Genomic DNA, 26050 nt, shown 5'->3' with positions numbered 1-26050 from the left:
AAAATAAAAGGCAAGTTCTTAATAAACTTGCCTTTTTTATACACTAATTTTTTGGTCGCTCCGGAAGCCAGGGCATCGGTGGAATTTTTGCCGGGAGCCGGTAATAATTATTACGGAGTGAATCATTCCATCCTGCAGGGTTGCGATCAAAGCTCTTACTGCTGAAATAAACGCTACCCTGGATCCTGGGGTTGTTTCGTAATATCCGGATCTGCTCCGGGATCTGTGCAGGTTTTTTCCAGTTCGTATTGTTCTCATAATACCGGTAAATGCCATGTCCAATGTACACATGGCGTCCGTAGCTGTGTTTGCTCCACCAGTCCACCATGGTTTCGTAAGCGATCAGGTGGTCGCCGATCTCCCGGTACAGCTGCGGGGTTACGTAGTCAATCCATCCCTTTTTCAGCCAAAGCAGGATATCTGCGTAAAGATCATCGTAGTTGGTCATGCCGGCTTTCGTATTGCTGCCATCCGGATCCTGTGAAGCGTTTCTCCAAACGGCAAAGGGGCTGATTCCAAACTTGCACCAGGGTTTAAGTGTTTTTATGGCAATGTCCAGGTTCCGGATCATGGAATCCACATTGCTTCTTCTCCAATCTGCCTTGCTGAGTGTTGTTCCCGATTTTTTGTACGCATAGTCATCGGGAAACGGTTTATTGCCGATGGGATAAGGGTAAAAGTAGTCGTCCATATGGATGCCATCAATATCATAACGCCGTACGATATCCTTTACCACATCGATCACAAATTGCTGTACCTGTTTATTGGACGGGTTAAAGTAGCGGGTAGTACCGTAGGTCACAAACCAGTCCGGCCTTTTGCGGATCATATTATCCGAAGCGACAGAGGATCTTCCAATAGAAAACTCCGCCCTGTATGGATTTAACCAGGCGTGAAACTCCATGCCCCGTTTATGTGTTTCCTGTATCATAAAGGCCAGAGGATCGTAAAATGGTACCGGCGCCCGCCCCTGCACCCCCGTCAGCCATTGGCTCCAGGGCTCGTAAGGCGATGGATAAAAAGCATCGCCGCTGGGCCGCACCTGGGCAATAATGGCGTTCATTCCATTGCGTTTGTGTAAATCCAGCTGGCGTATAAATTCGGCTTTCTGTTGCGCTACACTTACATTTTGGGGAGGCCAATCAATACCCAATACTGTAGCAATCCAAACACCGCGGAATTCATATTGAGGTTGCTGGGCAATGCAGGTACTACTCAAAAGAAGGGTGAAAATAACAAAGAGGGAAAAACGGATCGATGTCATAGTCTACAAATGTAGCCCAATGGAGGGGAATAAAAAATCCCGTTATCAGCCGTGTAATTTGTCCAGCATCAGACTGATATGTTCTGCCTCCTCGGTAGTAACCTGGTTAAAAAACGCTGCGATGCGATCCTCGGTTTTGTCGAGCAGGGCCAGCTTTTCGAGCCCCTGGGGGGTTATAAGGATGTCTACCAGCCGGTTGTCAACACTGTTGATGCATTTAGTAACCAGGTTCTTCAATACCAGCCGGTCTACAATGCGGCTGGTATCGCTCATTTTGTCTATCATCCTTATCCGTATCTGGAGTGTGGAAAGTGGCTGTGGAAAGGCACCTCTTAAAATTCTTAAAATATTATATTGTTGTACCGTCAGGTCTTCCTTTTTAAACCCGGCTTTCAGGAAGGCCTGAAGATTGCTGGCAGTATAGATCAGGTTTAATGCAAGCTTATGATAGCTGCTCCTGAACTGTCGTTGGTTTATTTTTTCCTCAATGGACATAGATTCCATGTTTAGTTTGTGTGCCACCGAAAGGCGGCGTTGTGCAGTTAACCAGGAGGCTGCAATAATATCCTGCTTAACTTTACCATGGAAAGTATAAAAAAAAAGGATACAAACGCGCACTCGTCCCGTATTTTAAGGAAACTTTGAGTAGTACCGGTTTCAAGGCAGCAGTATCCGGATCTTTAAAAACTTATTGTTATGGAGTATCGTGTTTTAGGGAGCACCGGTTTTTCGGTATCAGTGCTTGGTTTTGGCTGTATGTCGTTAGACAGTACTGCAAAAGAAGAGGGCTTAAGGCTTATAGAGGAAGCAATAGCAGCGGGAATTAACTTTTTTGATACCGCTGATTTATATGAAAAGGGCGAGAATGAAAAACTGGTGGGACAGGCATTGAAACCTTACCGGAAGCATATTTTCCTGGCCACCAAGGCGGGAAATCAATGGCGCGCGGATGGCTCCGGCTGGGACTGGAATCCGCGCCGCGACTATATATTAAGCTGTGCAGAACAAAGCCTGAAACGGCTGGGTACCGATTATATTGATCTGTACCAGCTGCATGGAGGTACTATTGAAGACGATATTGACGACACGATTGATGCGTTTGAAACGCTGAAGCAACAGGGAAAGATCAGGGAATATGGTATCAGCAGCATCCGCCCCAATGTGATAGGGGAGTATGTGAACCGTTCTTCTATTGAATCGGTAATGCTGCAGTATAGTCTGCTTGACCGGCGACCGGAGGAAACCGTACTTCCCTTGTTAGAAGAACACCATAAAGGTGTTTTGGTAAGAGGTGCCCTGGCGCAGGGGTTGCTGATCAACAAACCGGCAAAGGAATACCTGGGCCACAATGTGCGCGATGTACAGCATCTGCAGCAGGCGCTCAAAGAGCTTACCAGCTCCTACCCTCCGCAGCAAATGGCGCTGCAATACGTATTGCAGCGCCCGGCGGTTACCAGTGTTGTTGCAGGGGTACGTACCAGCGGGCAGTTGAAGGAATTACTGGCTGCCGTAAAGCCTGTAGAACCCGCTGATCTGCAACAGCTATCGGCCGTTCTACTCCCTCTAGTTTATGGGCAGCACCGGTAATAAAAAATATTCGAAATAATTCCTTTTCAAATAAAAATATCCTTATTTTTGCAGCCCTTAATCGTCCTGATATATATCCAGGTGATTAAATGGAAGAAATTCCTCCTTAGCTCAGTTGGTTAGAGCATCTGACTGTTAATCAGAGGGTCGCTGGTTCAAGTCCAGCAGGGGGAGCAAGAAAATCAAAGAGTTATGAATTTATTCATAGCTCTTTTTTATTTTTGCGACTAAAAATGCGACTAAACCATTTTTGCCTTCCCTGATACAATCAGCCGTGTCTCCAGATCATTTAATTTACGTTCCCGAAGTGCAATAGCATCCTTTTGCAACCGGATAAATTCTTCCTGCTCTTCTATTTTCTTTTTAAGAACCCGAACCTCCTCTCCATCATTTTTTTCGATAGTTGCCAATTCTTTAGTTTCGTCAAAAACGGTATTTAGATCAAACCCCTTTTTTTGCAAATACAAAATATATTCGGTCGGCAAATATTTCTTTTTTCCCGCTTCCAGATAGGATATATCTCTTTGAGCCACTCCGCTATTCGTTCCAGCAACTGCTTGAGTTTCACCGAGTAATTTCCGGGCTTTCTTCAACTTTTCTGCCAAAACCATAAACACTCAAAAAAAGTTTGCCAATTACCACTATTTGATTAAATTTATTCAAATAACGATATTATCTGTTTGTTATATCCAAATATAGTATAAAAACTAAACAAAAACAAATAAAACTGAATAAAAATGAGCAGAATTATCATAGAACTGGAAAAGGACGAACTCCGGCTTTTGGTAGAGGAAGCTGTTCAGAATGTGATTGAGAAAAACACGATCAAAGAGGAGCCTGCCGAAATTCCGGAAATTTTAAATGTAGAGCAGGTGTGCCGTTTGCTAAATATGAAAAGATCCACACTCTATCAGAAAACTCATAAGTCGGAGATCCCTTTTTCCAAGAAAGGTAAGGCGCTCTATTTTAACCGGACGGAGATATTTAACTGGATTGCAGAAGGGAGAATCCTTACGGAAGCGGAATTGCAGGAAAATGCAATAACGATGATGGTACAAAATAATAAACGCTCTAACAGATGAAACCACAGGAACTTCGCCTAGGCAACCTTATCAGCCTTTCTTATGACCCCGAAAAATTCGGGGTGGTTATCGCTATGGACGTGACCGGCTCCATCCATTTGGGAAACAAAGAAAATGCCGACAACATCCGGGATATTATCGGACTGGAGGTCAGTGAAACCTTACTTGAGAAATTGGGCTATGAAACCACCATTTACACCGGCGAGCATGAAATAACGCTGAATTTCGCTGATAAGCGGGTATCAGTAACAATTGATGAATCCATTACTTACCGGCTTCGTTTTTTTCATGAATTGCAGAACGCAGTGTATGTAAACACCGGCCAGGAATTGTTAGATCCGATGGAGCTTATCTTTTAGATGAGAACCCTAAATGAAAAAAAGCCTAAGAAAAGCGACTACTCGGTAATACTACCGGGATGCACGGAGCTTTACCAGCCCAACCGGCTCACTTACGGTCAAGGTAAATTGCGGCGCCGTGAAGGAGGATTTACACTAATGCAAGGCCGCATCCTTGTTACTCTGATAAAGGAATTACAGGAAGCGGTACTCGCCAGCATGAACGGCAAGGACTGGACTCAGCTTAATCTTTTTATCTCTGAAGAAAGTACCCTGATACGTATCCCTATCCGCTTAAAGGATATTGCACACCCCCGCCAGTACAAAGAAGTGTATGAGGCTGCATTGGAATTGGGCAAGGCCAGCATACAACTCCCCTCCTCTATCAGCAAAGACTATTATTGCATTGCCACATTATTTCCACGAGTTGAGCTGCCAAAAATAGTAGCTGGCAACAGTATTATGTACGTGGAGCTATTTAAAGATGCAGCCCGTAAGTTGATCGAGATTGACCGTACTGGTAATGGCCGCCCTGGGTATTTTACAAAATATCTCTACGAGGTAGCGATGAGCGCTACTAACAAGTATACTTACAAGCTCTACATGATCATTGCCAGCTGGAAACAAAAGGGAGGCTTTAGAATATCTTTTGAAGCCTTAAAACTACAGCTGGGCATACCTGTAAGCGATTATAAGGAATACAAAGAATTTAAGCGAAGGGTACTTCTACCGATTCAAAAAGATCTGGAGAAAAAATCTGATTGCTGGTTTAATTGTGCCGCCGAGGGATTTGAGCAAAGAAAGAATAAAACGGTTGAATGGCTCAATTTTAAAATCATTGTTCCCACACCTGCTGCTGTCGTAGATAGCAGAGTGAACCATGTACTACATCTATTAAAAACGCATTTTGATTTTGCTGAAAACGATACCCGATCCATTGCAGGCACATTAAACGATGCTCTTTCCTACGAAGACAGCTACCAATTGATTCTGCAAAAATTAATGGCGTTAAATGAGTACATACATAAGGCAACCAAGACAGCTAATCCTGTAAATAATATCTCCCGTTATGTGCTTAAATCTATTACAGAATGGTTGAACAAAAAGGCGTTATGGGTTAACCAAACTCAGAAGAACATTTAATCAGGAACATTATTCTGGTACAAAGTTCGGTTGCCGGCTCCGGCGTTGACAAAAAATTCCGGCATAAACACGGGATCTATACGCAGCCCAATCCCTTCTCCGCCGCTGCGGGAAGTCGGATTGGGCCGGGGCTATCTTTTATTCCGTTGCTTTTTGCACCTGGTCTCCTTTAACCGGGCGTGAGCACCATAATTATTTTCTTAAATCTTTTAAACGTTTAATTATGGAAAGTGTATCGATCAAAGAAAGCATGAATGTGATTGCAGAAGTGGAACTGGTGTACAGAAACCCCATCCCGGTTGCCGAGCGGCCTAAAATAACCAGCTCTGGCAGTGCTTACGACCGGCTACTGGATAACTGGGATGCCGGGCGCATTCAATACCTGGAGCAGTTTAAGATACTGTTGTTGAATCGTTCTAACCATGTATTAGGAATTTATGAGCTCTCTTCAGGTGGCATCAGCGGTACAGTTGTTGATCCTAAACTGGTATTTACAGCAGCCTTAAAGGCAAGTGCCGTGGGGATTATACTTGCTCACAATCATCCGAGCGGAAACTTGCAGCCTAGTCTCGCTGATGAACGAATTACTAGGAAGCTTACAGAAGCTGGGCGATTACTGGACATAGAAATACTCGACCATTTGATCATTACTCCAGACGGGTATTTTTCATTTCGTGATCAAGGGCTGCTTTAGCCCTTTTTTTGTCCTGAAACCGTGAAATTCCTCGCCTCTTTAATTTCTTTCCCCGGGAAGAAGCCTGGCAAGGGTGATACGTTATCCACATATTAAAATCCCTATTCGGTTTTTGTCGCGGTTCAAGGTGCATCGTTCGGAATCTGCCCCGCCGGATGTTCGGAATCTGTCGCCCTGGTATTTGGTATTTGTCGCGGTACTGTTCGGAACCTGTCGCGGGTAATTCGCTGAAACGATGACCCCATCTATATTACACGCTCCCTACAAATCAACAAATATTACAAATAAGATAATCAAAGTAAAAAATTTTTAGGAAGGATGCTTTTTTTGTAGCGGTTTCTACGAGGGTTGTTCACAGGAAATGAATAAAATCAATGAAAATTTTTCAGAGAAAAAATCATCAGGAAGAAAAAAGAGCACCCGGCGCGAAATTTTTGAGAGCAAAACGGGCCTTATTTCCCCCGCTTACTGCCGCCGGCCCTGCCGGGTTTCAAAAGTTCATCCCACCTTTGGGCCATAGATATATATTCTCCTGAGAGCATTTTGTTTAGCTCCTCCCGATTAAAATAGCCGCTGCTGTTTTTCTTAATTCCAAATAACCGGCAGCGGCTTAAGAGCTGTGTACGGTTCAAATTACAATAGATCATGGCTTCATCGGGCTTGAGCCATGGTTTAAAACAAAGAGCAACGGCTTTTGTAAACCACAATTGATAGGTTCGGGTCATAGAATAGAGGTTTATTTTGAATAATAAATGCGCGCGTCTTTACACAGCAACCCCAAAAGTCTGGAAGCAGGTCGCTTCATCTATGGGGTATGTCTTCCCGCCTAAAATGCTATTGATGATAACAGCATTCCTGTAGGCTCCCAAGCCCAGATCTGGAGTATTAAAGCCGTGCGTATGCATTTCAGCATTCTGAACAAAGAGGCGATCAGCATCATCTATGGAATAATTTCGATTCACTTTATAGTTACCTGATTGATCGAATTGAATCAGGTTTTTGAGCTGACGTAGAAAATGCGGAAACCCATATTGATATCCGGTTGCGAGTATCACAAAATCAGACAACACCCCAAAGTTTTTCTTTGCTGCATTATGGTAAAAGGTTAATGCATACTCATTATCTGCTCGTTTTATAATACCAGTTAATTCAACATGCGGGTGGATAGCTACCTGTTGCTTTTGTTCCTCCATATGCATATAGTATAGCTTATCATAAATAGCATCAATTAACTGGTGATTGATGCCTTTATAAAGAGAAAATTGATTTTTGAGTAACTGCTCTTTTACTTCACGATCAAGACCATAAAAGAAGTCAATGTAATCAGGTGAGGTCATTTCATAGTTCAGCTTGGTGTGCTCCATGGCATAAAACCTGTCAGATTTAGTAAGCCAGTTAAGTCTCGTTGATGAACTATTCACTGAGTTTAAAAGGTCGAAGAATATTTCAGCAGCACTTTGACCGGATCCGACAACAGCAATATTTTTAGCCCTCATGATGTCGTCCTTATAGTATAAATAGGAAGAAGAATGAATAACGTTTTCCCCTAAATAGTCATCGAAGCGCTCTGGAATAGCTGGTCTTGTGCCGGCGCCTACAACAATATGTTTTGCCAGGATTGTATCTGTTTTATTATCCACGGTATTTTTCATTTTGATTTCAAAATAATTATGAGCAGTGTTGTAAGCAATCATTTTAACGCAACAGCCAAACTGCAGGTTATTCAACTGAGTGCAAACCCACCGGCAATACCGGTTATACTCGCTCCTCGTGATATAACTTTTTTCATGAATACCGAATTGCAGTAACCGGTTGCTTTTTCTCAGGTAGTTCAGATAGCTGAACTTACTGGAAGGATCTGCAAGCGTTACCAGGTCAGCCAGGTAGGACACCTGCAGTGTTGTGCCGGGAATCATCATTCCTTCATGCCAGCTAAACTCCGGTTTTTGTTCAATAAAAATGGTTTTAATGTCTTTCAGTGGTTCTGAGAGCGCTGCCAACCCCAGGTTAAACGGGCCAATACCGATCCCGGCTATGTCGTAGATGATTTCGTTTCTCATGTTCAACTATTTATTTTAACGCTTATGTACAATTAGGTCCCTCCGGTAATCAGTTTTTGTTTTTAATAAACCTGTCCCATAAATATGGCAACATGAAACTGATCACGCTGGTTGTTGTTATAGCAACCAAAGACATTGGGAGTCCCAGCCTGCTAAATCCAAAAAACGGCAGGAGCCAGATAATTACGATCCATTGCGTAAAATAGATCAGCGTTATCCTGGCACTTAGCCATTCAAGAAGGGTCAAGAAGCTATTCCGGCTTAATTTTTTTGACAGGAAAATAAACAGTACCATCCATGCCAGTGCCGCACCAAGATGCCATAATGTTCCACCAGGCCCCAGTCTGTAAAAACTGGTTTCCCAAGAGGCCGGTTCTATGCTGCTAACAACTATACCAGTAACCAGTAACATAACAGATACAACAAACCAAAACGGTGTTTTAAAACGATTGTGGTTGGCTGTAATTATTTGTGCTATAATTAACCCCGTAAGTGGATAGCAGATCCATGGAAAGAAAGGGAAAAATGCTCTGGGCGGAAGCCCGTTGAATAACCCTAAAATGTATTGAAAAATTGAATGACCAGATTGCTCAACCCAGGTTAGGGGCGTTAAAAAGATGAGAATAAGAAGAAGCCCGGCTTTGAGATAAACGTTCTTGATGAGGCGCTGCACGAGCTGGCAACACAGGTAAGCCAACGCCGCAAATTGTAATATATCTCCCGCCAGCATTAGATAAAACGCGGTGTATTGGTCATGTGGGATATTATTGTACGCAAGGAACGTTTGGGGAACTCCGCCCCACCAGTATGGTAATACCAACCTTAAAAAATTCAGCAGGTAGCCGGCCAGAAAGAGAGTCAGAAAGCGTTTCAGAATTGCCTTTGTGCTTTTTGGCCGTCCGATACCAATAAATAATCCCATTTGTAACATGAAAAACTGTGCGCCGGGCTGCTCAGCAAGGAATCCAAGCATTATTCCAATCGGGCCTGATTTTACATCAGGAGAGCTATACAGCAATACAGAGTGGACGGCGGGCATGATCAGGACAATAAATCCCCTTGCAAGGGCGAGCCCCCTGCTTTCAATAGCGTTCATAGAAAAACATTTAAAGTTTAGAGAAGTTGGTTGGTTAGCTGTTAGTTGTAGTAGGTTTGAGAAACTGGTCTTTTGTTATTTTATACAACTTCGCCGTCTTATCTTTTAATTCAATCACGCTTTGAAACTCAAACCCTGCTTTTTCTGCCAGCCGGTGAGCATGAATATTATTAATATCCGGCTCAGCAATCACTCTTTTTACGGATTGATTGGAAAAAAGCATTTCCAGGATGGTTACAAGCACCTTTTCTGATATTTTGTCCACCTTATCTTTTAAGGAACGAAGCTCAACGTATGGGGCCATCAACAAGTGAATTCCATAGTCTTCTTTTTCTGATGCATACTTTGCTGCCAGTTCTGTCTGCATAACATGGTAGGTCTCAAATAAAGCAATTGGATATTTGCCATGACAGACAATGAAAGAGCTGGTCACACATTCCGCCGTTTGGTTTATAAGATAGCGCGTTAAATCATGTAAACTTCCTTGCATTTGCCAATAGCGGTGTGCATAAGGTAGGTTAACCCACCGGTGGATAGTGGAAAGATCCGTTTCCAACCGAAGCCTGCGTATATACAGATACGATCTTGCAAATCGCTTACGAAACAGAAAGTGATGTGGTTCTTTAAATAGTGAATAGGGCATAAAATTTCATTTTTTAAAAAATCAGTAGATTTATAATCGTTAAGACCCTCTGAATTGATTGCAAGCTACATCCGGTATATGTCCTTATCGTTGTCAATTCAGCTATTTTATTTGTCAATTCGTATTGTTTTTTGATTGCTCGTATGAATCAACCCTTTGAAATCATCTGTCTCCAGGGAGATTCTATGACATGGACAGACAGGTATCACAAACACGCTTCGGGATTATATCTCCCCGGTAGCCAGCCTCTGACCGCTTACGGTGGCTGGGGAAATATGCTTCTTCAATCTGTTCAAAAACAACACTTTGGAATCTGGAGCAGTCGTTATGATAACAGGTTGCGCAGGTCTTTTGAGGCGCGTGGTGATGTAAAATTACTGGAATTTTCATTGCATGTGGATGGCAATACATCCTATAAGGCAGCCCCATTTAGTCACCAGATCATTAAAAACAGCCAGTTCAATATTTTTTACCTGCCCTACATGGAAAGCCAAGCCTGTTTTGAGGCAGGGCAACTAACCACTACACTGGATATTCATTTCGGCTTAGATTACTTAAAAGAGTTTTCAAGAACCTTTCCGGATCTTATCAATCCGTTCCTGGATAAGGCAGAAGCCGGGACAGCCGTACAGCTATTTTCAGCACCGCTTTTTGCCACCAGTTTCATGCTGCTCCTGGCTGATAGAATACTACACTCATTAAAAACCGGGTCGGACAACGATCTCCTGCTGGAACTGGATGTAAAAACACTGCTCAGTTATGCGCTGAGCTGTAAATATGAACTCAATCTCAAGAAAAGAAAGATAACCCTTGAACAAATTAGCGCGATTTACGCCATACGCAACCGGCTTCTAACCGATTTTTCCAGCATCCCGAGGCTGGAAGATCTCGCGCGGGAAGCGCATATGAGCCTGCCCAGGTTCAAGACAATTTTTAAAGAAGTTGTACTGGAAGCTCCTTACCGATTCTGGATGAACAACCGGTTAAATATAGCACGGGATCTGCTTTTGAACGACAACGTTTCGCTCTGTGATATTGCCCTGGACCTAGTGTTTCCTGATCTACCCTCCTTCTCAAAGGCATTTAAAAGCCGCTTTGGCCATTCTCCCGGTGAGCTACGGAATCCAAAAAATAATACGAATTGACAAATAAGGCCCATTTATCTAATACACCCCGTAAATTTTGGCCAACTAAATGATTAATAGGACCCGAAAACAGCTGCAAAGAGAAAAAACGTGGCAAAAAATAAAAGTTTTAGAAAATTTAGATTTGATACGAATTGACAAACATCTCCCTTATTTGGCATCGTATATTCGTATTACAAGAATGTAACGGAAATTTTAACCAGACCTGTTTATTTACCTCTACCTACATTCTTTAAATAGGACATTTCACCAAAAACGAAGAGTAATCTGTTGCACAGCCGGGGTGACAGAAAGCCGGAGCATCTGACACAAAAAGAAAAATTGTTTCCACATCAATGATTCAAAAAAGATGAAAGCAATCTGCTATCATACTGGGAAAGTTATATTCTCTAGCCAGGAGGATGCCGCCATCGCTCTGGTAACCATCCGGAATATAGTCAAAAGAAAAGATGGGCAGGGAAAACGGATAAAGCATCGATGTTTGAAGCCGCGTCCCCGGAGGGTCTATTATTGCTCTCATTGTAGTGGTTATCACCTGACCCGATGGCGCTGGTGGTATCTGGCCAGCAAAAGATATTTTACCAACCAGGCTCACAAAGAAAAACAGGCATCATTACTTATGATAAGATAAACGGGAGGGTAAAATTTTTAATCTTAAAACGGATTGCCTATGGATGTAACTCTTTAAAAAAAACAAAGCGCCTTCCATCGGTGATGGCAAGCGCTAAGGGCTGGTCGGCCAAAAGACTAATGGGTTAATACATCTTTACATTTTCAAATTTAAAGTTTTTTATTGGTAATCTTTTTTTGAACTAAAAAAAGACCATCACATGCAAATTACCAATTTGCTAAAAACAAAACTGGTTGCAATTGCCGCATTAGGTATTGCTATAACCAGTGTTGCATTTTCCGCTCCTGGAAAAAAGGCTGAGGCCACAAAACTTGTTCCCGTGACTTTTAATTATACGCCGCCCTCTCCTGGTGATTTCAGCCACGACGCTGTAGTAGATAGAAACAATTGGAGCCAAGGAACGGCGTCTTGTCCAACAGGTAGTGATAAAGCCTGCACACTTCAGGTAGAACCTTCTCATATTGATACCAATGGGAAGTTGAAATCAGATGTAACCATCACAGCAGCTGAAGGGTCAGAGGCAGACAATTACTATGTATCCGGTGGTACCAATCTTTCCAGTATACAGAACAAAGATTGAGGTCAGGAAAAATAGCAGAAACACGAGCCATGTCAAGATGGCTCGTGTTTGCTTTTTTACAATAACGAGACCCATACGTTCAAAGCTTATTTTATCATTGAGGATTTTGGGGCACCCCCGTTTGATCTATAATATCCTTGGGTAACGGGATAGCCATCCTATTATCATTGGCAGGAAGGTCGTGTTCTGTGCCGCTTATGATTCTTTTCAATGTTGTATTAGCATGAAGTGTATTCAATCGCTTTATATCCGGCCATCTAAGACCTCTCATTAAAAGCTCCTTACGTCGTTCCGCCAGAATTATCGTGAGTGCCTCATCGGATGCACTTGCAGACAATGGAATAAAGACTGAAGTCTTATTCCACCTACTAACTAACAGGCCATTTAAAGCCTCCATGCTTTCGTTGATCTTCCCCAGCCGGGCAAGGCTCTCTGCTTTCATTAGTACTAACTCATCAGTAGCAATGCCCGTAAAAAACAAACTAGGGCTTGCAGCATAGCTTCCTTTATATGCGCGATATCCCTGTGAGGCCTTAAAAAAGATAGTTTTTCTTAAATCATTTTCTGAGTAGCTGGAGTATAAAACAGTGTCGATAGAAGCAATATTCGTAGCATGACATCTGATCAGAATATTCATTGTTGTAAAAAAAACAATCTCCGGGTTGAACGGTTTAAACGGTACGGAACTCGCAGCTTTTACATCAACGCTATTATAATCAACTAATGTGTCTGTAATAGAAAGTGCAAGATCTGAATATTTCAATACGCTATCATACATATTCATTGAAAGGTACGTCCTGGCCAAGAGTCCATAGGCGGCACATTTTGATGGCCTGTAAGGATGTATAGCTCTATCGGGTAAAAATGCCGCAGCTTTCATTGCGTCATTGATTACTTTCTGATAACATTCTTCAACTGTTGAACGAACTGACCGTACATTAAAGTCCGAAGATGCTCGCAATACAATTCCCGGATCAGTGCCGGATTGATTTTTATCGTATCCTTTTGCATAAATCCAAAGAAGATTCAGATAATAATATGCCTTAAAAAAATAAGCGCTGCCATATACATTATTCCACGCCATCTTATTTGCCTCAGAAACCGATATTTTCCCAATTTCATCCAAACAATAATTAGCATTATATATTGGAAAATACGCATACTGCCAATCGTCAGGCGCATAACTATCATCCGGGTTCCACTGGTATACTTTTTTCCAGTCAGTGCGTAGTCCGTCATAAGATTTTGGCAACAAAAAATAGTCCGTTGCATAAGACTCTCCATAAGAAGGGGTTTGTTCTAAATTCATATAGTCCGCATCGTCCAGTAGGCCTTGCAGGTCGTCCAGAGATGAAGGAACCAAAACGGAGGAGTCGTTTTTCTTATCAAGAAACTTTTTACAGGAAGGCAGTAAAACTATTGTCACTACTATCGTATAAATAAAAAATGCTTTCATGAATTTTAAGATTTTATGGGTGTTAAAATTTCAATCGTACTCCGGCGGCATAGGTCTTTTGTAAACCCGGAGTTCCCGGATAATCGGGATCCAGCTTCTCCTCATTCGACCTCCAGATAATCCCAAGATTGGCGCAGTTTATGTATGCCTGGATTTGTATAGGTGTATTATTTCCTTTTCTTCTTTTTATCAAAAAATCATATTCCAAATTGACATACTGAAGCCGGATATGGTCGCCTTTCAAATAATTGTTCTCTGAAAAGGAATAAAAATTATCCCTGTAGTTAAATTGAGGATCATCTGTGTAAACTAAGGCTGGGATATTAGTTTTCAATTCATCTCCTGGATGTTGCCACCTGTTTGCATAATCTTTGTTGCCTATCCCGCCTGAAAATAAATTGGAATAGGACAAAGCAGGCCGGGCAAAATAATAGCCCATTTTATAAGTAACAGCGGCATTTAATGACAGGCGTTTATAAGAAAATGTATTTGTTAATGCCCCAAAGATTGTGGGGTTCCTAGGCCCCAGATATTTTATAACTCCGCTTTCCAGCCCTTTATCCTGGGCCGCTTTTTGCATCGCGGTATAGTCGGTGCTTTTTTGCCCGTTTAGAAAACCTTGGGGGTTACCATTATTATCAAGGCCAGCCCACTTATAGGCAACTGCTGCGTAAAGGGGCTTGCCCACTACGGGTCTTATGTAATTTGAGTTGCCTCCCAGTAAGGTCGTTATTTGCTGGGCTTTAGTAGCGTTATATTTTGTAGTAATTGAATTATTATAACTGAACAAGAAGCCCGTACTCCAGTTAAAATCGCCAATAATATTCTTGCTGTTAATCGAAAAGTCAATACCCTTGCCCTTCATATTGGCGGTATTGGTCACTATTTGGCTTACAAATCCCCAGGTTGTATAGTCATAGGCTGTTAATCCGTAAAGGTCGCTACCTTTTTTTAAATAATACTCCAACGTACCGGATAGCCGGTCTTTTAACATAGAAAAATCAACTCCCATATTTAACTGACCGCTTTGCTCCCACTTAAGCGAAGGATTATTTATCGTGGATATTCTTAGGTAAGGTAATTGCGTGGTGTAATTGATTGCCGAATTAGCAATTGGAAGCGGAGACCGACTTAGATCCACATTGCCGCTATAGCCAAAGGTCAGCCGCAATTTTAGATAATTGATTGCAGTAGAAGTAATAAAACCCTCTTTTGAAAGAACCCACCCAATACCAGCCGACCAAAGCGGCTTCCACTTATCATTTGTTTTAAGGCCAAAAATATTAGAACCATCTTTCCGGAAACTACCTGTTATAAGATAGCGGCCTTTAAACTGATAAGAGGCATTGGCATAAGCCGACAGAAACCGGTTGATGATTACAGCGTTTTGTACCGGGTTGCCGGGTATTCCCATATAAAAACCGGTAATTACATCAGGATAAACCATATCATAATTCATACTGGAATACTGTAGCGGATCTTTTTGATAACCGTATAAAGTATAGTTGCTTCCGGTTGCTTCCATTTCCCTGGCTTCCAACCCGGCCAAGGCAGCAACGTTATGTATCCCCCATCCTTTGCTAAAATCTAATTGCGCTCTTAAGTTTTCAGCCGTTAAAGTGCCTGCACCTTCATTATAAATATCGCCTTTTGGTAGGGTATAAGTAATAGATCCATCATCTGCTATACTTGTGAACCTATTAATAAGAGTACGCGTATAAAAGCTGCTTACATCTGCATTTCTCGTTTTGGTATAAGTTTGTTTTTCCAACTGATAATTTACGGATGCCGTCAACTCTTTTATCGGCTTCCAGCGCAACCCCGCCTTGGCAACAAGATCCTGGTTCCTTTCCGTAATCCTGTCAGACAAATAATCCTTGTATGGGTAAAAGTTTCCGTCCAGCAAAGCTCCCCTACCTACCGAATCTATATATTGCTGCCGGTAATTTGTTGCTATCGGCATAGCCGCCCCCTGGTCGTTAACAAGGTTTTGATAAGGGATATTTGAACGGCTGCCCGTTGTTACAGTAGTATAATCCGGCCTGCCGCCTGTGGTTTGGTTAACGTTATAGTTAATCCCAATAGTAAAATCAAGATTTTTAAGTAGCCTGTATTGGTTCTCAGCACGTATTGCAGACCTTTCTGTTCTGGCCGCCCGGGCCGTTTCACTTCGGTCGTGCCCCGCAGAAATCACCCACGCTAAGTTATTACTGCCCCCGGTAAGGGTTAATGCATATTGTTGTGTTATTGCCTTTTGGTAATAATAGCGTTCCAGGTTTTTCCTGTTATCAATTTGTTTTAGCTGGTTAATCTGTGTTGCAGAATCCTGTGCAGAAATATTACCTAAACGGTGCTGCTGAAAAATCTCCACGGCAGGTGTTAACGGCAAATAGCGTTGATTGGTGATATCTCCGTCAAAATATCCTTTGTTAAATAAAAATTGTTCAACATCAATATAATCCGCGGCATTCATTTGAGGTATACGGTATAGGTCTGGCTTCTGCTGAACGATTACGGAAGCTGAAGCATCAATTTTAAGGCGTTGGTTTAGCCCTCCTTTTTTTGTTGTTAGTACAATTACACCATTTCCACCACGTGCACCATAAATGGAAGTTGCTGCTGCATCTTTTAAAACCGTTATACTCTCAATATCATTAGGGTTAATGTTATCAATACTGCCCTCGTAAATAAAGTTATCCAGTACAATTATTGGATCCAATGGCCCGTTTATGCTTGACAGTCCGCGGATCAATATTCCCTTATCACTCTGTGGGTTATTACCGGCCGATTTCCCTATGTTAAAATACAGGCCCGGCACCTGCCCGTCCAGCCGTTTAAGCACATTGGTACCAACCTGCTGGTGCAGTTTTTTATTATCCACCACAGATACGGAGCCGTTTATTTCATTGGGCCGTGCGTATTGATAACCGGTATTGGCAACAACATTAACGGTTTCTGCGGAAGTATATCGTGGCGAAACCATTAATACGCCCATATCAGCTTTTACAGGCAGCTCCAACGTATCAATCTGAAGCCCGGAAATAATAAGCGTAGCCGACCGGGAAACGTTATTCAACAAAAAGCTGCCATCCTTTTTTGTAACAGCACTATTAACTGTACCTTTAACTGTTACCATAAGCCCCGAAGCAGGCAGCTGATCAACATCTCTCACTATTCCGGTTATTGATATAAAAGCGGAGGAATCAGTTTGAAAAGCTTTAGATTCATTTGAAAGCCCAAGCAGTACAATGAGGATTATTATTGCAATAGTCTTTTTCATGGTTTTATTTTTTGGGGTTAACAATGGGTTGGTAAACAATGACAGCGTCTAAGCCTTGCTGTCTTTCCTTTAAATCAAAACCGATTGCTGAAAGGAATTTTAGCTGTTGCTGAAAGGGCCAGTTAGTAAAACCTGCGGGAAACGATACGTCTATATTGAGTAAGGCAGTAGCTGAAGTAATAATTACAGGCTTTTTAAGTACCCCGCTTAAAAAGCCCTCTAATCTGTTCACTGGCTGGTTTCTTAAGATGATGACAGAACCCTCGTCCTCTATGTTTTTGTAGGCCGGTTCTCCTTTTGAAATAGATTTTTTTAGATTGCTGTTTGTGTTAAGTTCATAGGTATCAAAAGCCCGCTTTTCTATCTTAAGTCTTGTTCCGAAAGCCCGATAAAGGTCCTCCCTTAAAAGAGCGCGTACTTGTGAATCAGAAATGGGCGGAGTGTTTAGTTCATAGCAATATTTTTGATCCAGCAGGCCCTGGGCGACATTACCTTCCACAATTAACCTGTTATGTGGTATTCTGGATGTTTCAGGGTAAGCTAACTGTAAAAATGTTTTTAAACGGTAATTGATAACTGAATAGCGGCTTATACCACCCCTGTCATCTGTTTTATTTGCAATGGTACTTCCCAGATTTGGCTGGAAAGAAGTGAATACGGAGCGATAAATAAAGCCATTATCATTAGTACCATTGTCCTTTACTAAAAAAGGCAAGTCCGTGTTAAAGAGAAGCTTATCATTTTTTTCTTTGAGAGTGGCTTTCTGTGTCTCCAACACTCGCTCAATATTTTCCTTTGTTAACTCGTCGGCAGATGTAATACCCACAACTTCTGCGGTAGAGTTGATCCATACGTATTGCGGAATAACTTTAAAAGGGAAGCTGGCCACCAAAAAAGGGTTTTGTACTGCATACGGAAGCGTTAATTTAAAATTTGTGAGTTTCTTTCTCATGTCCAGGAAGGCTACTACTTTATCGGCTGATTCACTGGTATCTGCACTTACCAACACTACCTGCAGCCTGTCCTTAAACCGGGCCTGCAAGTCCTGCATTTTGGGAAACTCTTTTATACAGCTGCCGCACCAGGTAGCCCAAAAATCCAGTATCACCAGCTTACCACGGAAATCAGATAGCTTGGCGGTTTTGGAGGGGTAGTTGATAAGATTGGTAAACGTGATATCCGGAACGGTATCTCCAATGGTTAGTGGTTTTATTGTTTTTTGCTGGCCCAGCACGTATAGGCATAAAATGACCAGTACGCCCACAAGCGTTATTTTTTTCATATTGCATGTGCATAAAGAGTAAAGAGTTTAGGTTATTGCCATGCCGGGGTGGGCGGGCGCTGCCCATGAGAAAAGCAGGCCCGCCGCCCGGCGGCCGTGCTACTCCGGTAAGCGTGGCTTACACGCATATAATAGTTTATACGCTATGGCATATGAAAAAAAATGGTTGTATGGTGCTTTATTGCTCATCCGTTTTGGGCTGGATGAGTCTCTTATACGGCAAGTGTATTTATAGCAAAACCGTGGAACCTCACTTACCGCACAGAGGCCCTCGGAGAACCATGCCACGAATAAGGAGGCCCACGGTTTTAACGTGAGCCCTTGCTTATTGTCTTGTGGCATCGAAATTTCCGAGGTTTCTGTGCAAGACTCAAAGCGAAAGCTTCAAATTACTTTATGAAGAATCGCAAATTTATATATTCTGTTACCAAAGATAGTAATATAATCATTTGGCTACAAAAATATTTTTAAGTAATAATTTGTAGCCAAATATATAGGTCATTTTGCTTAGTGGCCAGATATCACAATAAAGAGTTTACAAAAAAAGTTGGTGCAAAAGTTAAAAAGGAACGGGAGCACGCCAAATTGGAAATAGAGGATATTTCTGAGATGACAGGATTTCATAGAAATGTTATCATATCAATTGAGAATGGAACAAATACTGACATTAGCCATATCGCCGAAATCGCACTTGCCTTAAAAATTCATCCGAAAGAACTTCTAAATGTAGATGTAGTTATCAAGCCAAGGTTTAAGCTTTCTGCCGTTCGGCATGAGAAAAGTAGAATTACAACCAGAATCTTGGAATTATGCGGCGGTGGCTTTTTCAATACCTGGAGGGCATCCAAGGAGGTACAAATAGAATTGGCAGAGAGGTTTCCAAACCTAAAGATATCTACAAAAAACATATCGGTAATTCTAAGTAGGTTGAATAATAACGGCAAATTAGAGGTTTCTAAAAGGAGTAATAGCCGATACAACTATTACAAGAAGACGAAAAAGTCATAGGCTTTCTCCAAAATAAATGCAGGGAAAAAAGAATTATTGAATTCTTAAAAAGGAGGAGTTCTATTTATACTAATGAGGGTAAAAGGAGTATTGGTGACACCTGATCCGGCGGAATTGTGTCACTAAAATTCGTTACAAGCGCCGCACATTTATAGGGGATATTTGAAGTAATATTGTATTAGCAACACCAGGACAACTAAAACCAATAACCTCTATGAGCCCAAGCCGTAAATTTATAGTCGTCTACAATGACAAAGGGTTGTCGTCTTATTTATGGATGAAAAGTGACAGCCAGTGGTTTATGTTTGTTTTTTTCGATGGCAGAGATGTTCATCCTGTGCTTAAGGAAAGGTTTAAATACAGTGAGACGAAATATGCAAACCTTCCTGATGGTCTTAAAAAGGAGATGGAATTGGATAACTTTCAAGATAATATTAAGGCCGTGTACAAAATTTAGGAATTGCGGAACATAGTATTAGCGGCTGAATGCATTATTTCTCCGACCTGTGCTCACCTAGAACGCTACCCAAATATCTATAAGGTCTACCGGGAATTTTTTTTAAATCTACTTGCCGTAGAACGAACCCAGGTATATTGATATTTCTCCTAGTCTTTTTTAGCAATTGCAGAATTTCAGTTTTATACTTTGGCATAAATAGTTTTTGAGAACCAACTTACAACAAAATATAATAAATTAAATTCGCATCAAATAGACATACTAAAATGACGGAAGCGATTTTTGGACTTATTGGGGTTTTAATGGGGTCCGCAATTTCATTGTTCCAAAGTTATTGGGCCGACAACCGAATTACTAGGAAAAGCGCCAGATATCTTGCCATTCGCGTTGTATGCATTCTTGATAAGTACCTTGAAGATTGTACAGAGGTCGTAAAGGATGATGGCCTATCCTTTGGGCAACGCTCATCAGAAGGATATTTAGAGCCGCAGGTTAAAGCCCCAGGAGCGCCTGTTTTTCCTGACGATGTTGATTGGAAGAGTATAGACCATGAATTAATGTATCAAATTCTATCGTTTCCATCCCAAGTTGAATATGCTGATCGATTGATTAAAGGGACACGGAATTTTGCTGATCCACCAGACTTTGAAGATTGGTTCAACGAGCGCAAATTTCACTATAGTCAATTCGGCCTGGAGGCCTATAGATTGTCGGAAGAACTTTGTAGGAAGTATAGTATTCAAAAGAAAATATACAATAATTGGGACCCGGTAGCCGACCTAAAATCTGAATTAAATAAAGTCATGGAAAGACGCCAAAGACGAATTCAGAGCCATAGCAATTTTGTAAAGAAGATTCTTGGTAATAAATGATTGTAATTTTCTATTTATATATTTAAGGGTTGTCATCTTATTTATAGATGAAAACTGGCCGTCAATGGTTTTTTACGTTTGCTTTTTTCGATGGCAGAGGTGTTCACCAGTTCTGGATGAAAATTTTAAACAAAGTGAAAAAAGTTATGCAAACCTGCCCGATAGTCTAAAAAGGGAAATGGAATTGGATGACTTTCAAGAAAATATTAAGGCGGTGTACACAATTTAAATATTGTGGCGCCGGTATAATAATTCTTGCTTTGAAAAAATATGACTTCTGATTTTAATAGCTTAACTTTAGAATACTTGCATTATAGACCTATTCATTAAGAGCGGCATATTTTGTCGTTCTTTCCCGGTGTTTCATCAGTACGTAAGTAGCCAAAAGAAACACTCAAATGAGAAATATAGAAAGTGAGTAATTCTCATCCTAAATTGAAAACCATATGAACCAACAATTTTATAAATTCATCGTTACATACAAAAAACCTCCCACATCCTACCTTTGGATGAATAAAGAAGATGATTGGTTTTTATACCTCTTTGAGGACGGAGAAGTAGTACGCGATGATATGAGCGAACATTTCAATTCTCTGAAGGTTGAGTATGCTGAGCTGCCGGAAGGCTTGCGTATAGAAATGGAGAAAGACGGATGGGAGGAGAATATACGCGGAATATATGTTTTGTAACAAAGTATATATTCAAGAGAAAATCCTTTAAATGAATTTATTGAGTTTTTTTGCGGGTAATTGTAACTTTGAGAAAATGCCAACCTTATGTCCTCTATGATTTCGATAAAAGTGTTTGCCGTTGTCCTTTTTATTGTAGGCGCGGCACTCCGTTACTGGATGAACCGCCGCCGATTTAACCGGAACAATTTTGCGGGAGTGCAAACATTCAAGAGTTATGAACATAAGACGGGTATTGAATCCGTTGAGTATGTGTTAAGAAAAGTGGCTTGGGTATTGATACTCGCCGGCATATTTCTTTATGTAATGGTGATTGTGGTGCACAGCGGCCCCGTTAGCAAAAAGAAGCAGGAGGAGCAGCAAGCAATTAATAATAATGTGAAATAAACGTCAAGAGTTTTTCATAGGTTAGCAACGCCCGGCTCTCTCCGGGGCAGGGCTTTTTTATTTGACATTAAAAGCCTGGCTGTAAGCGAACAGTTTAAAAATGGAGCTCTCCTGCCTTTAGCCAAAAAACTGAAAATAAATGATGTGACCGAAAATGCGGGATAGTTTCTGAGGGTTTAATTTATGCTGAAAGAATTATATAACCTCTTATAAAGAGGCTCGTTCTTTTGATGGGCCATCTGTGTTTTATTAATATACTGCGTTATAAACAGGCGGGGCCTATGATCTTAATCTATTTTAACCATTTTTTAGAGTGAAAATAGATCTATTGTATAGTATTCCCCATATTGAACATAGGCAGGTACATGGCAATAAGCACAACGCCAACGACCAGCCCCAATACAATAATGATCACCGGTTCAATAAATTTGCTCAGCTGTGTGGTTTGATAATCCAGGTCTTCGCTGTAGCGGTCGGAAAGATTTTTAAAAAAGAGTTCAAGTTCATTGACCTCCTCTCCCACTTTTACCAGGGCCGTCATTTTAGAGGGGAAGATCTTTTTGGTGCTCATGCTTTCATGGAGCGGAAGCCCTTTCAGGATGTCCTGCTCCATTTGGTCAAGTGCATGTTCCAGCGGGTAAAAGCCCATTACCTGTTTGCTCAGGCTTAGGGCCTGTACGAGCGGTACCCGGGCACCTAACAGTAACTGCATGGTAGAAGCAAACCGCGCCAGGTAGATCTTGGAAACAATATTTTTTACTACCGGCGTTCGCTGCAATAAAAGATCTTTATATTTTTTATACCAGGGCTTGTTGCGGTTAATACTCATAAATACGATAACGGCTAGGAGTAGCAGGAATAGTTTGCCGGCAGCGGCTTGCATGAAATTGGAAGCATTTAATACCTGCCGGGTAAGAAAGGGCAGGTTTCCGCCAAAACGCTGGAACACGTCGGCAAACATGGGCACTACATAATTCATCATAAAGAACACGGAACAAAATGCTACAGACAGTACAATGAGGGGGTACGTAAGCGCCCCGATGATCTGCCGCCGCTGTTTGATCTTGGCTTTATAATAAACCGACAGCTGTTGTAATACCGTGTTCAGTTTGCCCGTCTCCTCTCCGATCTCCACGGTAAAATATTCATAAGGGGTAAAATTTTTGTTTTCACGCATGGCTGCCGAAAGGCTGCTGCCATTCACCACTTTTTCAAGAACGGTAGTGAGAATGGCCCTGGGCGCTTTCTTGGTTTGCTCGTCCCGGATCAGCTGCAGGGCGGTGCGGATATCCAGGCCCGCGTCCATCAGGCTGCCCAGTTCCAAATAAAAAGACTCCTTGATCTTATCGGAAAACGGTTTTCCAAACAGGGAAAACTCCCGGGTGAGCAATCCCTCCAACTGCTTCATGAAAGAAGTGGTTTCCTTATTGGCAGCTGTTTGCTGCTCCTTGCTGCCCTGCTTTTTAAGTGTATGTATATCGATGGGTTGGTGCATGTTTATGGTACTGTTTGGATCGAGTCATTGAGGATATCTGCCCGTGCATAGCGTTTCTGAAGATACGTATAAAAATATTGCTCCCGATAGCGGTGCCGTAGTTTTAAAGTGGCAAGCAAGGGCGTACTGTCGTTCACATTGCGTTGTGCAGCGATGCCCGCGCCCGGCCGGAGGGTATCGGCCCGGCCCGGTTCGGTTCGCACGATAAAGGCCGTATCCAGCTGGTAAACCGTGGTCTTTAACGCGTTGCCGGTTTTCGTTTGCAGGATGATCTGGTTACGCTCCGGATCCAGTTTTACGGTACGGGCCTTTTCAAAATCGCGCTGCAACAGCTTTTTGGTAATATAATAATCGGTGAAAAAGCGGTTCCCGGCAAAATAGTGCGCAGATTGCCGGGAAAGGATCATGTACACCGTTGCAATCACTCCAAAAAGAATGGCCATCAGCAGCAAACCGATTACCAGCTCCGGAAGCGTAAATGCCGGGATTCTCCGGCTATATATTTTTTTAAGGCTGTGCATCGGGGAATGATTCAGAAGCGGTTTGAGATCCGACCAGGAAGGTGCGGGTTAAGAACGGAGCACCCAGGCTGTCTCTTTTATAAACGGTAAAGCGCACCTGCAACAGGGCGGCTTCTTTGGCGTCCGGACTGCTTTCCCGGCTGACGGTCCAGTTATTGACAACCTCTTTTTTAACGCTGAAGTCTTTGTGCAGAAAGGAGGCCTGTATATACTCTTCCAGTGTGCTGGCAGCGCTCATGCGTTGCATGCTGAATCCCGATTCCTTTACCGATACAAAAAAATGGATACTGATAAAGAATACCAGCAGCACCAACACCAGTGCCACAATCGATTCGATCAGGGAAAAAGCCCTGATCGGTGTTTTATAGCTATGTGTGCCTAATAGAGCCATTTCAAAAGAGTTTGCTGCGTAGCGTCTTTAAAAATAGAAAAATAACCGGCATCCCGGAACCATCGGGAAGGAACAATGGTCGCATCGATCAGGATATTTTCCATGCTCATCGGTCCGCGCTGCTCAAAGAAAAAATGCGTAAACAATGCACCTTCCATACGCCCGTTGAGGTAGGTATACCCTTCATTATACACCAATCCCTTTACCGTGGCGCCCGGTTTTATTTTCACCACGGGTTTGATATTAGAGCGGTCATTTTCGGTGAGGCCCAGGATCATACCACGGAAGGTAACTCCATTGTGCAAGGTTACCGTGGCGCTGGTATTACCGATGGCACTGCTGCGCCCGATGCCTACCAGAGCTGACGGATATTCAAAAACACAGCTGCTGTCTACGGTAATACTATCCAGAGCGATGGCCTGCACGGCACCTTTAAAGCCGCTGGTAAAATGGATAAAGGGTGCTACCAGCAACACATCTTCCAGGTAGGCTCCGGGGCCTATCTCAATCACCGAATCAGACAATACGATCAGTTTCCCCTTCAGGTACTGATGCGCCAGTACACCTTTCCGGGGTAAAAGAAGTTGCCGGGGGGCATTTAAAAAAGATTGTTCAAGGGAATCAGCGGTATTGCCGGAGGGCGGCAGCAGTGTATCTGTAATCCGGTTACCCAGCGCACGCAGCTGTTTCCTGAACGCAGTTACCAACGGTGGCAATTGTTTACTGCTGTTATCAATCGTACCCTCGATCAGATTTTTACGGGAAAAGCCCTTCTGCTGGAAAAAGCCGCTCCGCAGGCCGGATTTAGGTAGGTAGGCCTTGCCTTCAATATAGGTATCGCCGGTTAACGACAACGGCCGGTCGTGATCTGTCAGATAGAGGCTGGCATCTTCGTAACGGAAATGTTCTGCACCGTACAAAAAGGAAGTTGTTTTGATCCTTCCTTTATAAGTCACCTTGATTCCGGATGCCCGGAAACAGCCCCAGGGTTCATTCCAGTAATACAATGAATCGGGTTGATCCTCAAACAGCAGGCTACTATCCTGTTCCGGCGTTGCTGTAATGCGTTTCGTAGCCAATACCCGTTCAATACCCGATTGCAGGTCATCATGCAGCCGCTGTTCCAGCTGATCTTTTATTTCAAAATATTTAAAATGATAAAGGGCCAGCAGCAGCATACCACAGGTAATAAAGATCACGAGGGCCAGCACCAATGTAGCAATCAGTGAACCGGCCGGAAGCCTCTTGTAAAAAAAAGCACGGATCGGCACAGGTTATTTTTTTGCAGCCGGCTGTCGGATGCCCTTTTTATACAGGACCACCACGGCACTGTCTTTTACCATTTCCACCTGGCGCCCGGTAAACTGGTTGTTTTTTTCAAATCCCTTTTTTATGCGCTGGCCATCGGGGGCGTACGCATCTATGCGCCAGGCACCGTCCCAAAACCGTTTGTGCGTTAACGATTGTAATCTTCCGTTGGTATGCCAGGTGCGCCAACGGCCTTTTTTTTCACCCCGTTTAAACCGGCCTTCTTCCAGCAGGCGGCGTTCTTTATCTACCACTTTATAATAGCCATGCAACAGTTTTCCATAGTACCCGCCCTCTGTGGTATGGATACGTCCGGATTTAAACCAGGTATAAAAATGCCAGGAATGTAGATCAGGTTTAACATCGGTTACCTGAAATATGTAGGAACGATCCAATGAATCGATACGTACTTGCCCATTATAATATTGGGAGTGAGCGTCAGGAATGCTTAGTATAAAAAGCGTAATGAATATTATGAAATAAACTTTCATTGCAAAAAAGTATTCATTTGCTGAATCTATTTGGAGTATAAAATTTATCAATAACTGACAAGGTATCAATTCTACCCGATTAGAAAAATACGTACCGGTACGTATTTTTTATTGTATTCAGTATTGATAGTTTTGGCAGATGAACTTTTA

At 42.4% G+C, this 26050-nt stretch carries 27 protein-coding genes and 1 tRNA gene; 12 read left to right on the top strand and 16 right to left on the bottom strand.

Annotation, left to right across the window (positions count from 1 at the left end):
- Positions 1-43: 43 nt before the first annotated feature.
- Together GGU45_RS07075 and GGU45_RS07070 are read right to left on the bottom strand one after the other, a co-directional pair.
- Complete coding sequence (locus GGU45_RS07075; protein WP_435223311.1) at positions 44-1264, bottom strand: glycoside hydrolase family 10-like protein; 1221 nt, start codon at positions 1262-1264, stop codon at positions 44-46.
- A gap of 45 nt (positions 1265-1309) precedes the next feature.
- Positions 1310-1759 carry a MarR family winged helix-turn-helix transcriptional regulator gene (locus GGU45_RS07070; RefSeq protein ID WP_435223309.1) on the bottom strand — a complete coding sequence of 150 codons (450 nt, stop codon included), beginning with the start codon at positions 1757-1759 and terminating at the stop codon, positions 1310-1312.
- Positions 1760-1960: 201 nt separating this feature from the next.
- On the opposite strand from GGU45_RS07070, the gene GGU45_RS07065 reads away from it, so the two are divergent.
- Together GGU45_RS07065 and GGU45_RS07060 are read left to right on the top strand one after the other, a co-directional pair.
- Positions 1961-2851, top strand: a complete 891-nt coding sequence (locus tag GGU45_RS07065) for an aldo/keto reductase (protein WP_435223307.1) — start codon at positions 1961-1963, stop codon at positions 2849-2851.
- A 100-nt stretch (positions 2852-2951) separates the two neighbouring features.
- Positions 2952-3025, top strand: a tRNA-Asn gene (locus GGU45_RS07060).
- A gap of 65 nt (positions 3026-3090) precedes the next feature.
- Here the strand turns inward: GGU45_RS07060 and GGU45_RS07055 are convergent.
- Complete coding sequence (locus GGU45_RS07055; RefSeq protein WP_435223305.1) at positions 3091-3462, bottom strand: hypothetical protein; 372 nt, start codon at positions 3460-3462, stop codon at positions 3091-3093.
- Positions 3463-3588: 126 nt separating this feature from the next.
- On the opposite strand from GGU45_RS07055, the gene GGU45_RS07050 reads away from it, so the two are divergent.
- The 4 genes from GGU45_RS07050 to GGU45_RS07035 all read left to right on the top strand — a co-directional run bounded on the left by GGU45_RS07050 (position 3589) and on the right by GGU45_RS07035 (position 6108).
- Positions 3589-3933: a helix-turn-helix domain-containing protein gene (locus GGU45_RS07050; protein WP_435223303.1), complete on the top strand. Its 345-nt coding sequence runs from the start codon at positions 3589-3591 to the stop codon at positions 3931-3933.
- Positions 3930-4292, top strand: coding sequence for a hypothetical protein (locus tag GGU45_RS07045; protein WP_435223301.1), 363 nt, complete (start codon positions 3930-3932; stop codon positions 4290-4292). Before GGU45_RS07050 ends, GGU45_RS07045 begins: the two co-directional genes overlap by 4 nt.
- Positions 4293-5414 (top strand): hypothetical protein, encoded by a 1122-nt coding sequence (locus GGU45_RS07040; protein WP_435223300.1) that lies wholly within the window; start codon positions 4293-4295, stop codon positions 5412-5414.
- 223 nt (positions 5415-5637) lie between these two features.
- Entirely contained in the window at positions 5638-6108 is a 471-nt protein-coding gene (locus GGU45_RS07035; protein WP_435223298.1) for a JAB domain-containing protein, read from the top strand.
- A 452-nt stretch (positions 6109-6560) separates the two neighbouring features.
- Here GGU45_RS07035 and GGU45_RS07030 read toward each other — a convergent pair whose 3' ends face one another.
- The 4 genes from GGU45_RS07030 to GGU45_RS07015 are packed head-to-tail and all read right to left on the bottom strand — an operon-like array spanning position 6561 to position 9907.
- Positions 6561-6833, bottom strand: a complete 273-nt coding sequence (locus GGU45_RS07030; protein ID WP_435223296.1) for a hypothetical protein — start codon at positions 6831-6833, stop codon at positions 6561-6563.
- 39 nt (positions 6834-6872) lie between these two features.
- Positions 6873-8168, bottom strand: a complete 1296-nt coding sequence (locus tag GGU45_RS07025) for a lysine N(6)-hydroxylase/L-ornithine N(5)-oxygenase family protein (protein ID WP_435223294.1) — start codon at positions 8166-8168, stop codon at positions 6873-6875.
- Positions 8169-8217: 49 nt separating this feature from the next.
- Positions 8218-9264: a hypothetical protein gene (locus GGU45_RS07020; protein ID WP_435223292.1), complete on the bottom strand. Its 1047-nt coding sequence runs from the start codon at positions 9262-9264 to the stop codon at positions 8218-8220.
- Between the two features lie 34 nt (positions 9265-9298).
- On the bottom strand, positions 9299-9907 hold the full coding sequence (locus GGU45_RS07015; RefSeq protein WP_435223291.1) for a GNAT family N-acetyltransferase: 609 nt from the start codon (positions 9905-9907) through the stop codon (positions 9299-9301).
- A gap of 143 nt (positions 9908-10050) precedes the next feature.
- Here GGU45_RS07015 and GGU45_RS07010 point away from each other — a divergent pair, with 143 nt between their 5' ends.
- A complete protein-coding gene (locus GGU45_RS07010; RefSeq protein ID WP_435223289.1) occupies positions 10051-11052 on the top strand; it encodes a helix-turn-helix transcriptional regulator in 1002 nt (333 codons plus the stop codon).
- Between the two features lie 340 nt (positions 11053-11392).
- On the opposite strand, the gene GGU45_RS07005 is transcribed toward GGU45_RS07010, so the two are convergent.
- Entirely contained in the window at positions 11393-11572 is a 180-nt protein-coding gene (locus GGU45_RS07005; RefSeq protein ID WP_435223288.1) for a hypothetical protein, read from the bottom strand.
- Positions 11573-11882: 310 nt separating this feature from the next.
- Here GGU45_RS07005 and GGU45_RS07000 point away from each other — a divergent pair, with 310 nt between their 5' ends.
- The gene (locus GGU45_RS07000) at positions 11883-12263 is read left to right on the top strand and encodes a hypothetical protein (RefSeq protein ID WP_435223287.1); all 381 of its coding nucleotides are present in this window, start codon (positions 11883-11885) and stop codon (positions 12261-12263) included.
- Between the two features lie 94 nt (positions 12264-12357).
- On the opposite strand, the gene GGU45_RS06995 is transcribed toward GGU45_RS07000, so the two are convergent.
- From GGU45_RS06995 to GGU45_RS06985, 3 genes are read right to left on the bottom strand one after another with little or no spacing between them, the layout of a single operon-like run.
- Complete coding sequence (locus tag GGU45_RS06995) at positions 12358-13719, bottom strand: RagB/SusD family nutrient uptake outer membrane protein (RefSeq protein ID WP_435223285.1); 1362 nt, start codon at positions 13717-13719, stop codon at positions 12358-12360.
- Positions 13720-13741: 22 nt separating this feature from the next.
- Positions 13742-16999: a SusC/RagA family TonB-linked outer membrane protein gene (locus GGU45_RS06990; protein ID WP_435223283.1), complete on the bottom strand. Its 3258-nt coding sequence runs from the start codon at positions 16997-16999 to the stop codon at positions 13742-13744.
- 4 nt (positions 17000-17003) lie between these two features.
- Positions 17004-18281: a TlpA family protein disulfide reductase gene (locus GGU45_RS06985; RefSeq protein ID WP_435223281.1), complete on the bottom strand. Its 1278-nt coding sequence runs from the start codon at positions 18279-18281 to the stop codon at positions 17004-17006.
- 510 nt (positions 18282-18791) lie between these two features.
- Here GGU45_RS06985 and GGU45_RS06980 point away from each other — a divergent pair.
- The 4 genes from GGU45_RS06980 (at position 18792) to GGU45_RS06965 (ending at position 21694) form a co-directional block, all read left to right on the top strand.
- A complete protein-coding gene (locus tag GGU45_RS06980) occupies positions 18792-19289 on the top strand; it encodes a helix-turn-helix domain-containing protein (RefSeq protein ID WP_435223279.1) in 498 nt (165 codons plus the stop codon).
- Between the two features lie 723 nt (positions 19290-20012).
- Positions 20013-20618, top strand: a complete 606-nt coding sequence (locus tag GGU45_RS06975; protein ID WP_435223277.1) for a hypothetical protein — start codon at positions 20013-20015, stop codon at positions 20616-20618.
- 446 nt (positions 20619-21064) lie between these two features.
- Positions 21065-21307, top strand: a complete 243-nt coding sequence (locus tag GGU45_RS06970; protein ID WP_435223275.1) for a hypothetical protein — start codon at positions 21065-21067, stop codon at positions 21305-21307.
- An 87-nt stretch (positions 21308-21394) separates the two neighbouring features.
- Positions 21395-21694, top strand: coding sequence for a hypothetical protein (locus tag GGU45_RS06965; RefSeq protein WP_435223273.1), 300 nt, complete (start codon positions 21395-21397; stop codon positions 21692-21694).
- 325 nt (positions 21695-22019) lie between these two features.
- Here GGU45_RS06965 and GGU45_RS06960 read toward each other — a convergent pair whose 3' ends face one another.
- The 5 genes from GGU45_RS06960 to GGU45_RS06940 are packed head-to-tail and all read right to left on the bottom strand — an operon-like array spanning position 22020 to position 25900.
- Positions 22020-23189, bottom strand: a complete 1170-nt coding sequence (locus GGU45_RS06960) for a type II secretion system F family protein (protein ID WP_435223272.1) — start codon at positions 23187-23189, stop codon at positions 22020-22022.
- Positions 23190-23191: 2 nt separating this feature from the next.
- Entirely contained in the window at positions 23192-23710 is a 519-nt protein-coding gene (locus GGU45_RS06955) for a hypothetical protein (protein WP_435223270.1), read from the bottom strand.
- The gene (locus GGU45_RS06950) at positions 23697-24101 is read right to left on the bottom strand and encodes a hypothetical protein (protein WP_435223269.1); all 405 of its coding nucleotides are present in this window, start codon (positions 24099-24101) and stop codon (positions 23697-23699) included. Before GGU45_RS06950 ends, GGU45_RS06955 begins: the two co-directional genes overlap by 14 nt.
- Positions 24089-25372 (bottom strand): hypothetical protein, encoded by a 1284-nt coding sequence (locus GGU45_RS06945; protein ID WP_435223267.1) that lies wholly within the window; start codon positions 25370-25372, stop codon positions 24089-24091. The genes GGU45_RS06950 and GGU45_RS06945 overlap by 13 nt, the downstream gene beginning before the upstream one ends.
- Before the next feature lie 3 nt (positions 25373-25375).
- The gene (locus tag GGU45_RS06940; protein ID WP_435223265.1) at positions 25376-25900 is read right to left on the bottom strand and encodes a toxin-antitoxin system YwqK family antitoxin; all 525 of its coding nucleotides are present in this window, start codon (positions 25898-25900) and stop codon (positions 25376-25378) included.
- Positions 25901-26050 lie beyond the last annotated feature (150 nt).

It is taken from the genome of Niabella hirudinis (assembly GCF_051201075.1).
Taxonomy (GTDB): domain Bacteria; phylum Bacteroidota; class Bacteroidia; order Chitinophagales; family Chitinophagaceae; genus Niabella; species Niabella hirudinis.
The sequence above is the reverse complement of the archived record's forward strand: the minus strand, read 5'-3'. Positions and strand labels throughout refer to the sequence as shown.

Bases quoted from the DNA above. Each gene is read 5' to 3' on its own strand.
- GGU45_RS07015 (WP_435223291.1), bottom strand. From the start codon at position 9,907: ATGCCCTATTCACTATTTAAAGAACCACATCACTTTCTGTTTCGTAAG.
- GGU45_RS07010 (WP_435223289.1), top strand. From the start codon at position 10,051: ATGAATCAACCCTTTGAAATCATCTGTCTCCAGGGAGATTCTATGACA.
- GGU45_RS07045 (WP_435223301.1), top strand. From the start codon at position 3,930: ATGAAACCACAGGAACTTCGCCTAGGCAACCTTATCAGCCTTTCTTAT.
- GGU45_RS07065 (WP_435223307.1), top strand. From the start codon at position 1,961: ATGGAGTATCGTGTTTTAGGGAGCACCGGTTTTTCGGTATCAGTGCTT.
- GGU45_RS06960 (WP_435223272.1), bottom strand. From the start codon at position 23,189: ATGCACCAACCCATCGATATACATACACTTAAAAAGCAGGGCAGCAAG.
- GGU45_RS07025 (WP_435223294.1), bottom strand. From the start codon at position 8,168: ATGAGAAACGAAATCATCTACGACATAGCCGGGATCGGTATTGGCCCG.
- GGU45_RS07030 (WP_435223296.1), bottom strand. From the start codon at position 6,833: ATGACCCGAACCTATCAATTGTGGTTTACAAAAGCCGTTGCTCTTTGT.
- GGU45_RS07050 (WP_435223303.1), top strand. From the start codon at position 3,589: ATGAGCAGAATTATCATAGAACTGGAAAAGGACGAACTCCGGCTTTTG.
- GGU45_RS06940 (WP_435223265.1), bottom strand. From the start codon at position 25,900: ATGAAAGTTTATTTCATAATATTCATTACGCTTTTTATACTAAGCATT.
- GGU45_RS07000 (WP_435223287.1), top strand. From the start codon at position 11,883: ATGCAAATTACCAATTTGCTAAAAACAAAACTGGTTGCAATTGCCGCA.
- GGU45_RS06950 (WP_435223269.1), bottom strand. From the start codon at position 24,101: ATGGCTCTATTAGGCACACATAGCTATAAAACACCGATCAGGGCTTTT.
- GGU45_RS07070 (WP_435223309.1), bottom strand. From the start codon at position 1,759: ATGTCCATTGAGGAAAAAATAAACCAACGACAGTTCAGGAGCAGCTAT.
- GGU45_RS06990 (WP_435223283.1), bottom strand. From the start codon at position 16,999: ATGAAAAAGACTATTGCAATAATAATCCTCATTGTACTGCTTGGGCTT.
- GGU45_RS06975 (WP_435223277.1), top strand. From the start codon at position 20,013: ATGACGGAAGCGATTTTTGGACTTATTGGGGTTTTAATGGGGTCCGCA.
- GGU45_RS06955 (WP_435223270.1), bottom strand. From the start codon at position 23,710: ATGCACAGCCTTAAAAAAATATATAGCCGGAGAATCCCGGCATTTACG.
- GGU45_RS07040 (WP_435223300.1), top strand. From the start codon at position 4,293: ATGAGAACCCTAAATGAAAAAAAGCCTAAGAAAAGCGACTACTCGGTA.
- GGU45_RS06995 (WP_435223285.1), bottom strand. From the start codon at position 13,719: ATGAAAGCATTTTTTATTTATACGATAGTAGTGACAATAGTTTTACTG.
- GGU45_RS07035 (WP_435223298.1), top strand. From the start codon at position 5,638: ATGGAAAGTGTATCGATCAAAGAAAGCATGAATGTGATTGCAGAAGTG.
- GGU45_RS06965 (WP_435223273.1), top strand. From the start codon at position 21,395: ATGTCCTCTATGATTTCGATAAAAGTGTTTGCCGTTGTCCTTTTTATT.
- GGU45_RS06970 (WP_435223275.1), top strand. From the start codon at position 21,065: ATGAACCAACAATTTTATAAATTCATCGTTACATACAAAAAACCTCCC.
- GGU45_RS06985 (WP_435223281.1), bottom strand. From the start codon at position 18,281: ATGAAAAAAATAACGCTTGTGGGCGTACTGGTCATTTTATGCCTATAC.
- GGU45_RS07020 (WP_435223292.1), bottom strand. From the start codon at position 9,264: ATGAACGCTATTGAAAGCAGGGGGCTCGCCCTTGCAAGGGGATTTATT.
- GGU45_RS07075 (WP_435223311.1), bottom strand. From the start codon at position 1,264: ATGACATCGATCCGTTTTTCCCTCTTTGTTATTTTCACCCTTCTTTTG.
- GGU45_RS07005 (WP_435223288.1), bottom strand. From the start codon at position 11,572: ATGAGAGCAATAATAGACCCTCCGGGGACGCGGCTTCAAACATCGATG.
- GGU45_RS07055 (WP_435223305.1), bottom strand. From the start codon at position 3,462: ATGGTTTTGGCAGAAAAGTTGAAGAAAGCCCGGAAATTACTCGGTGAA.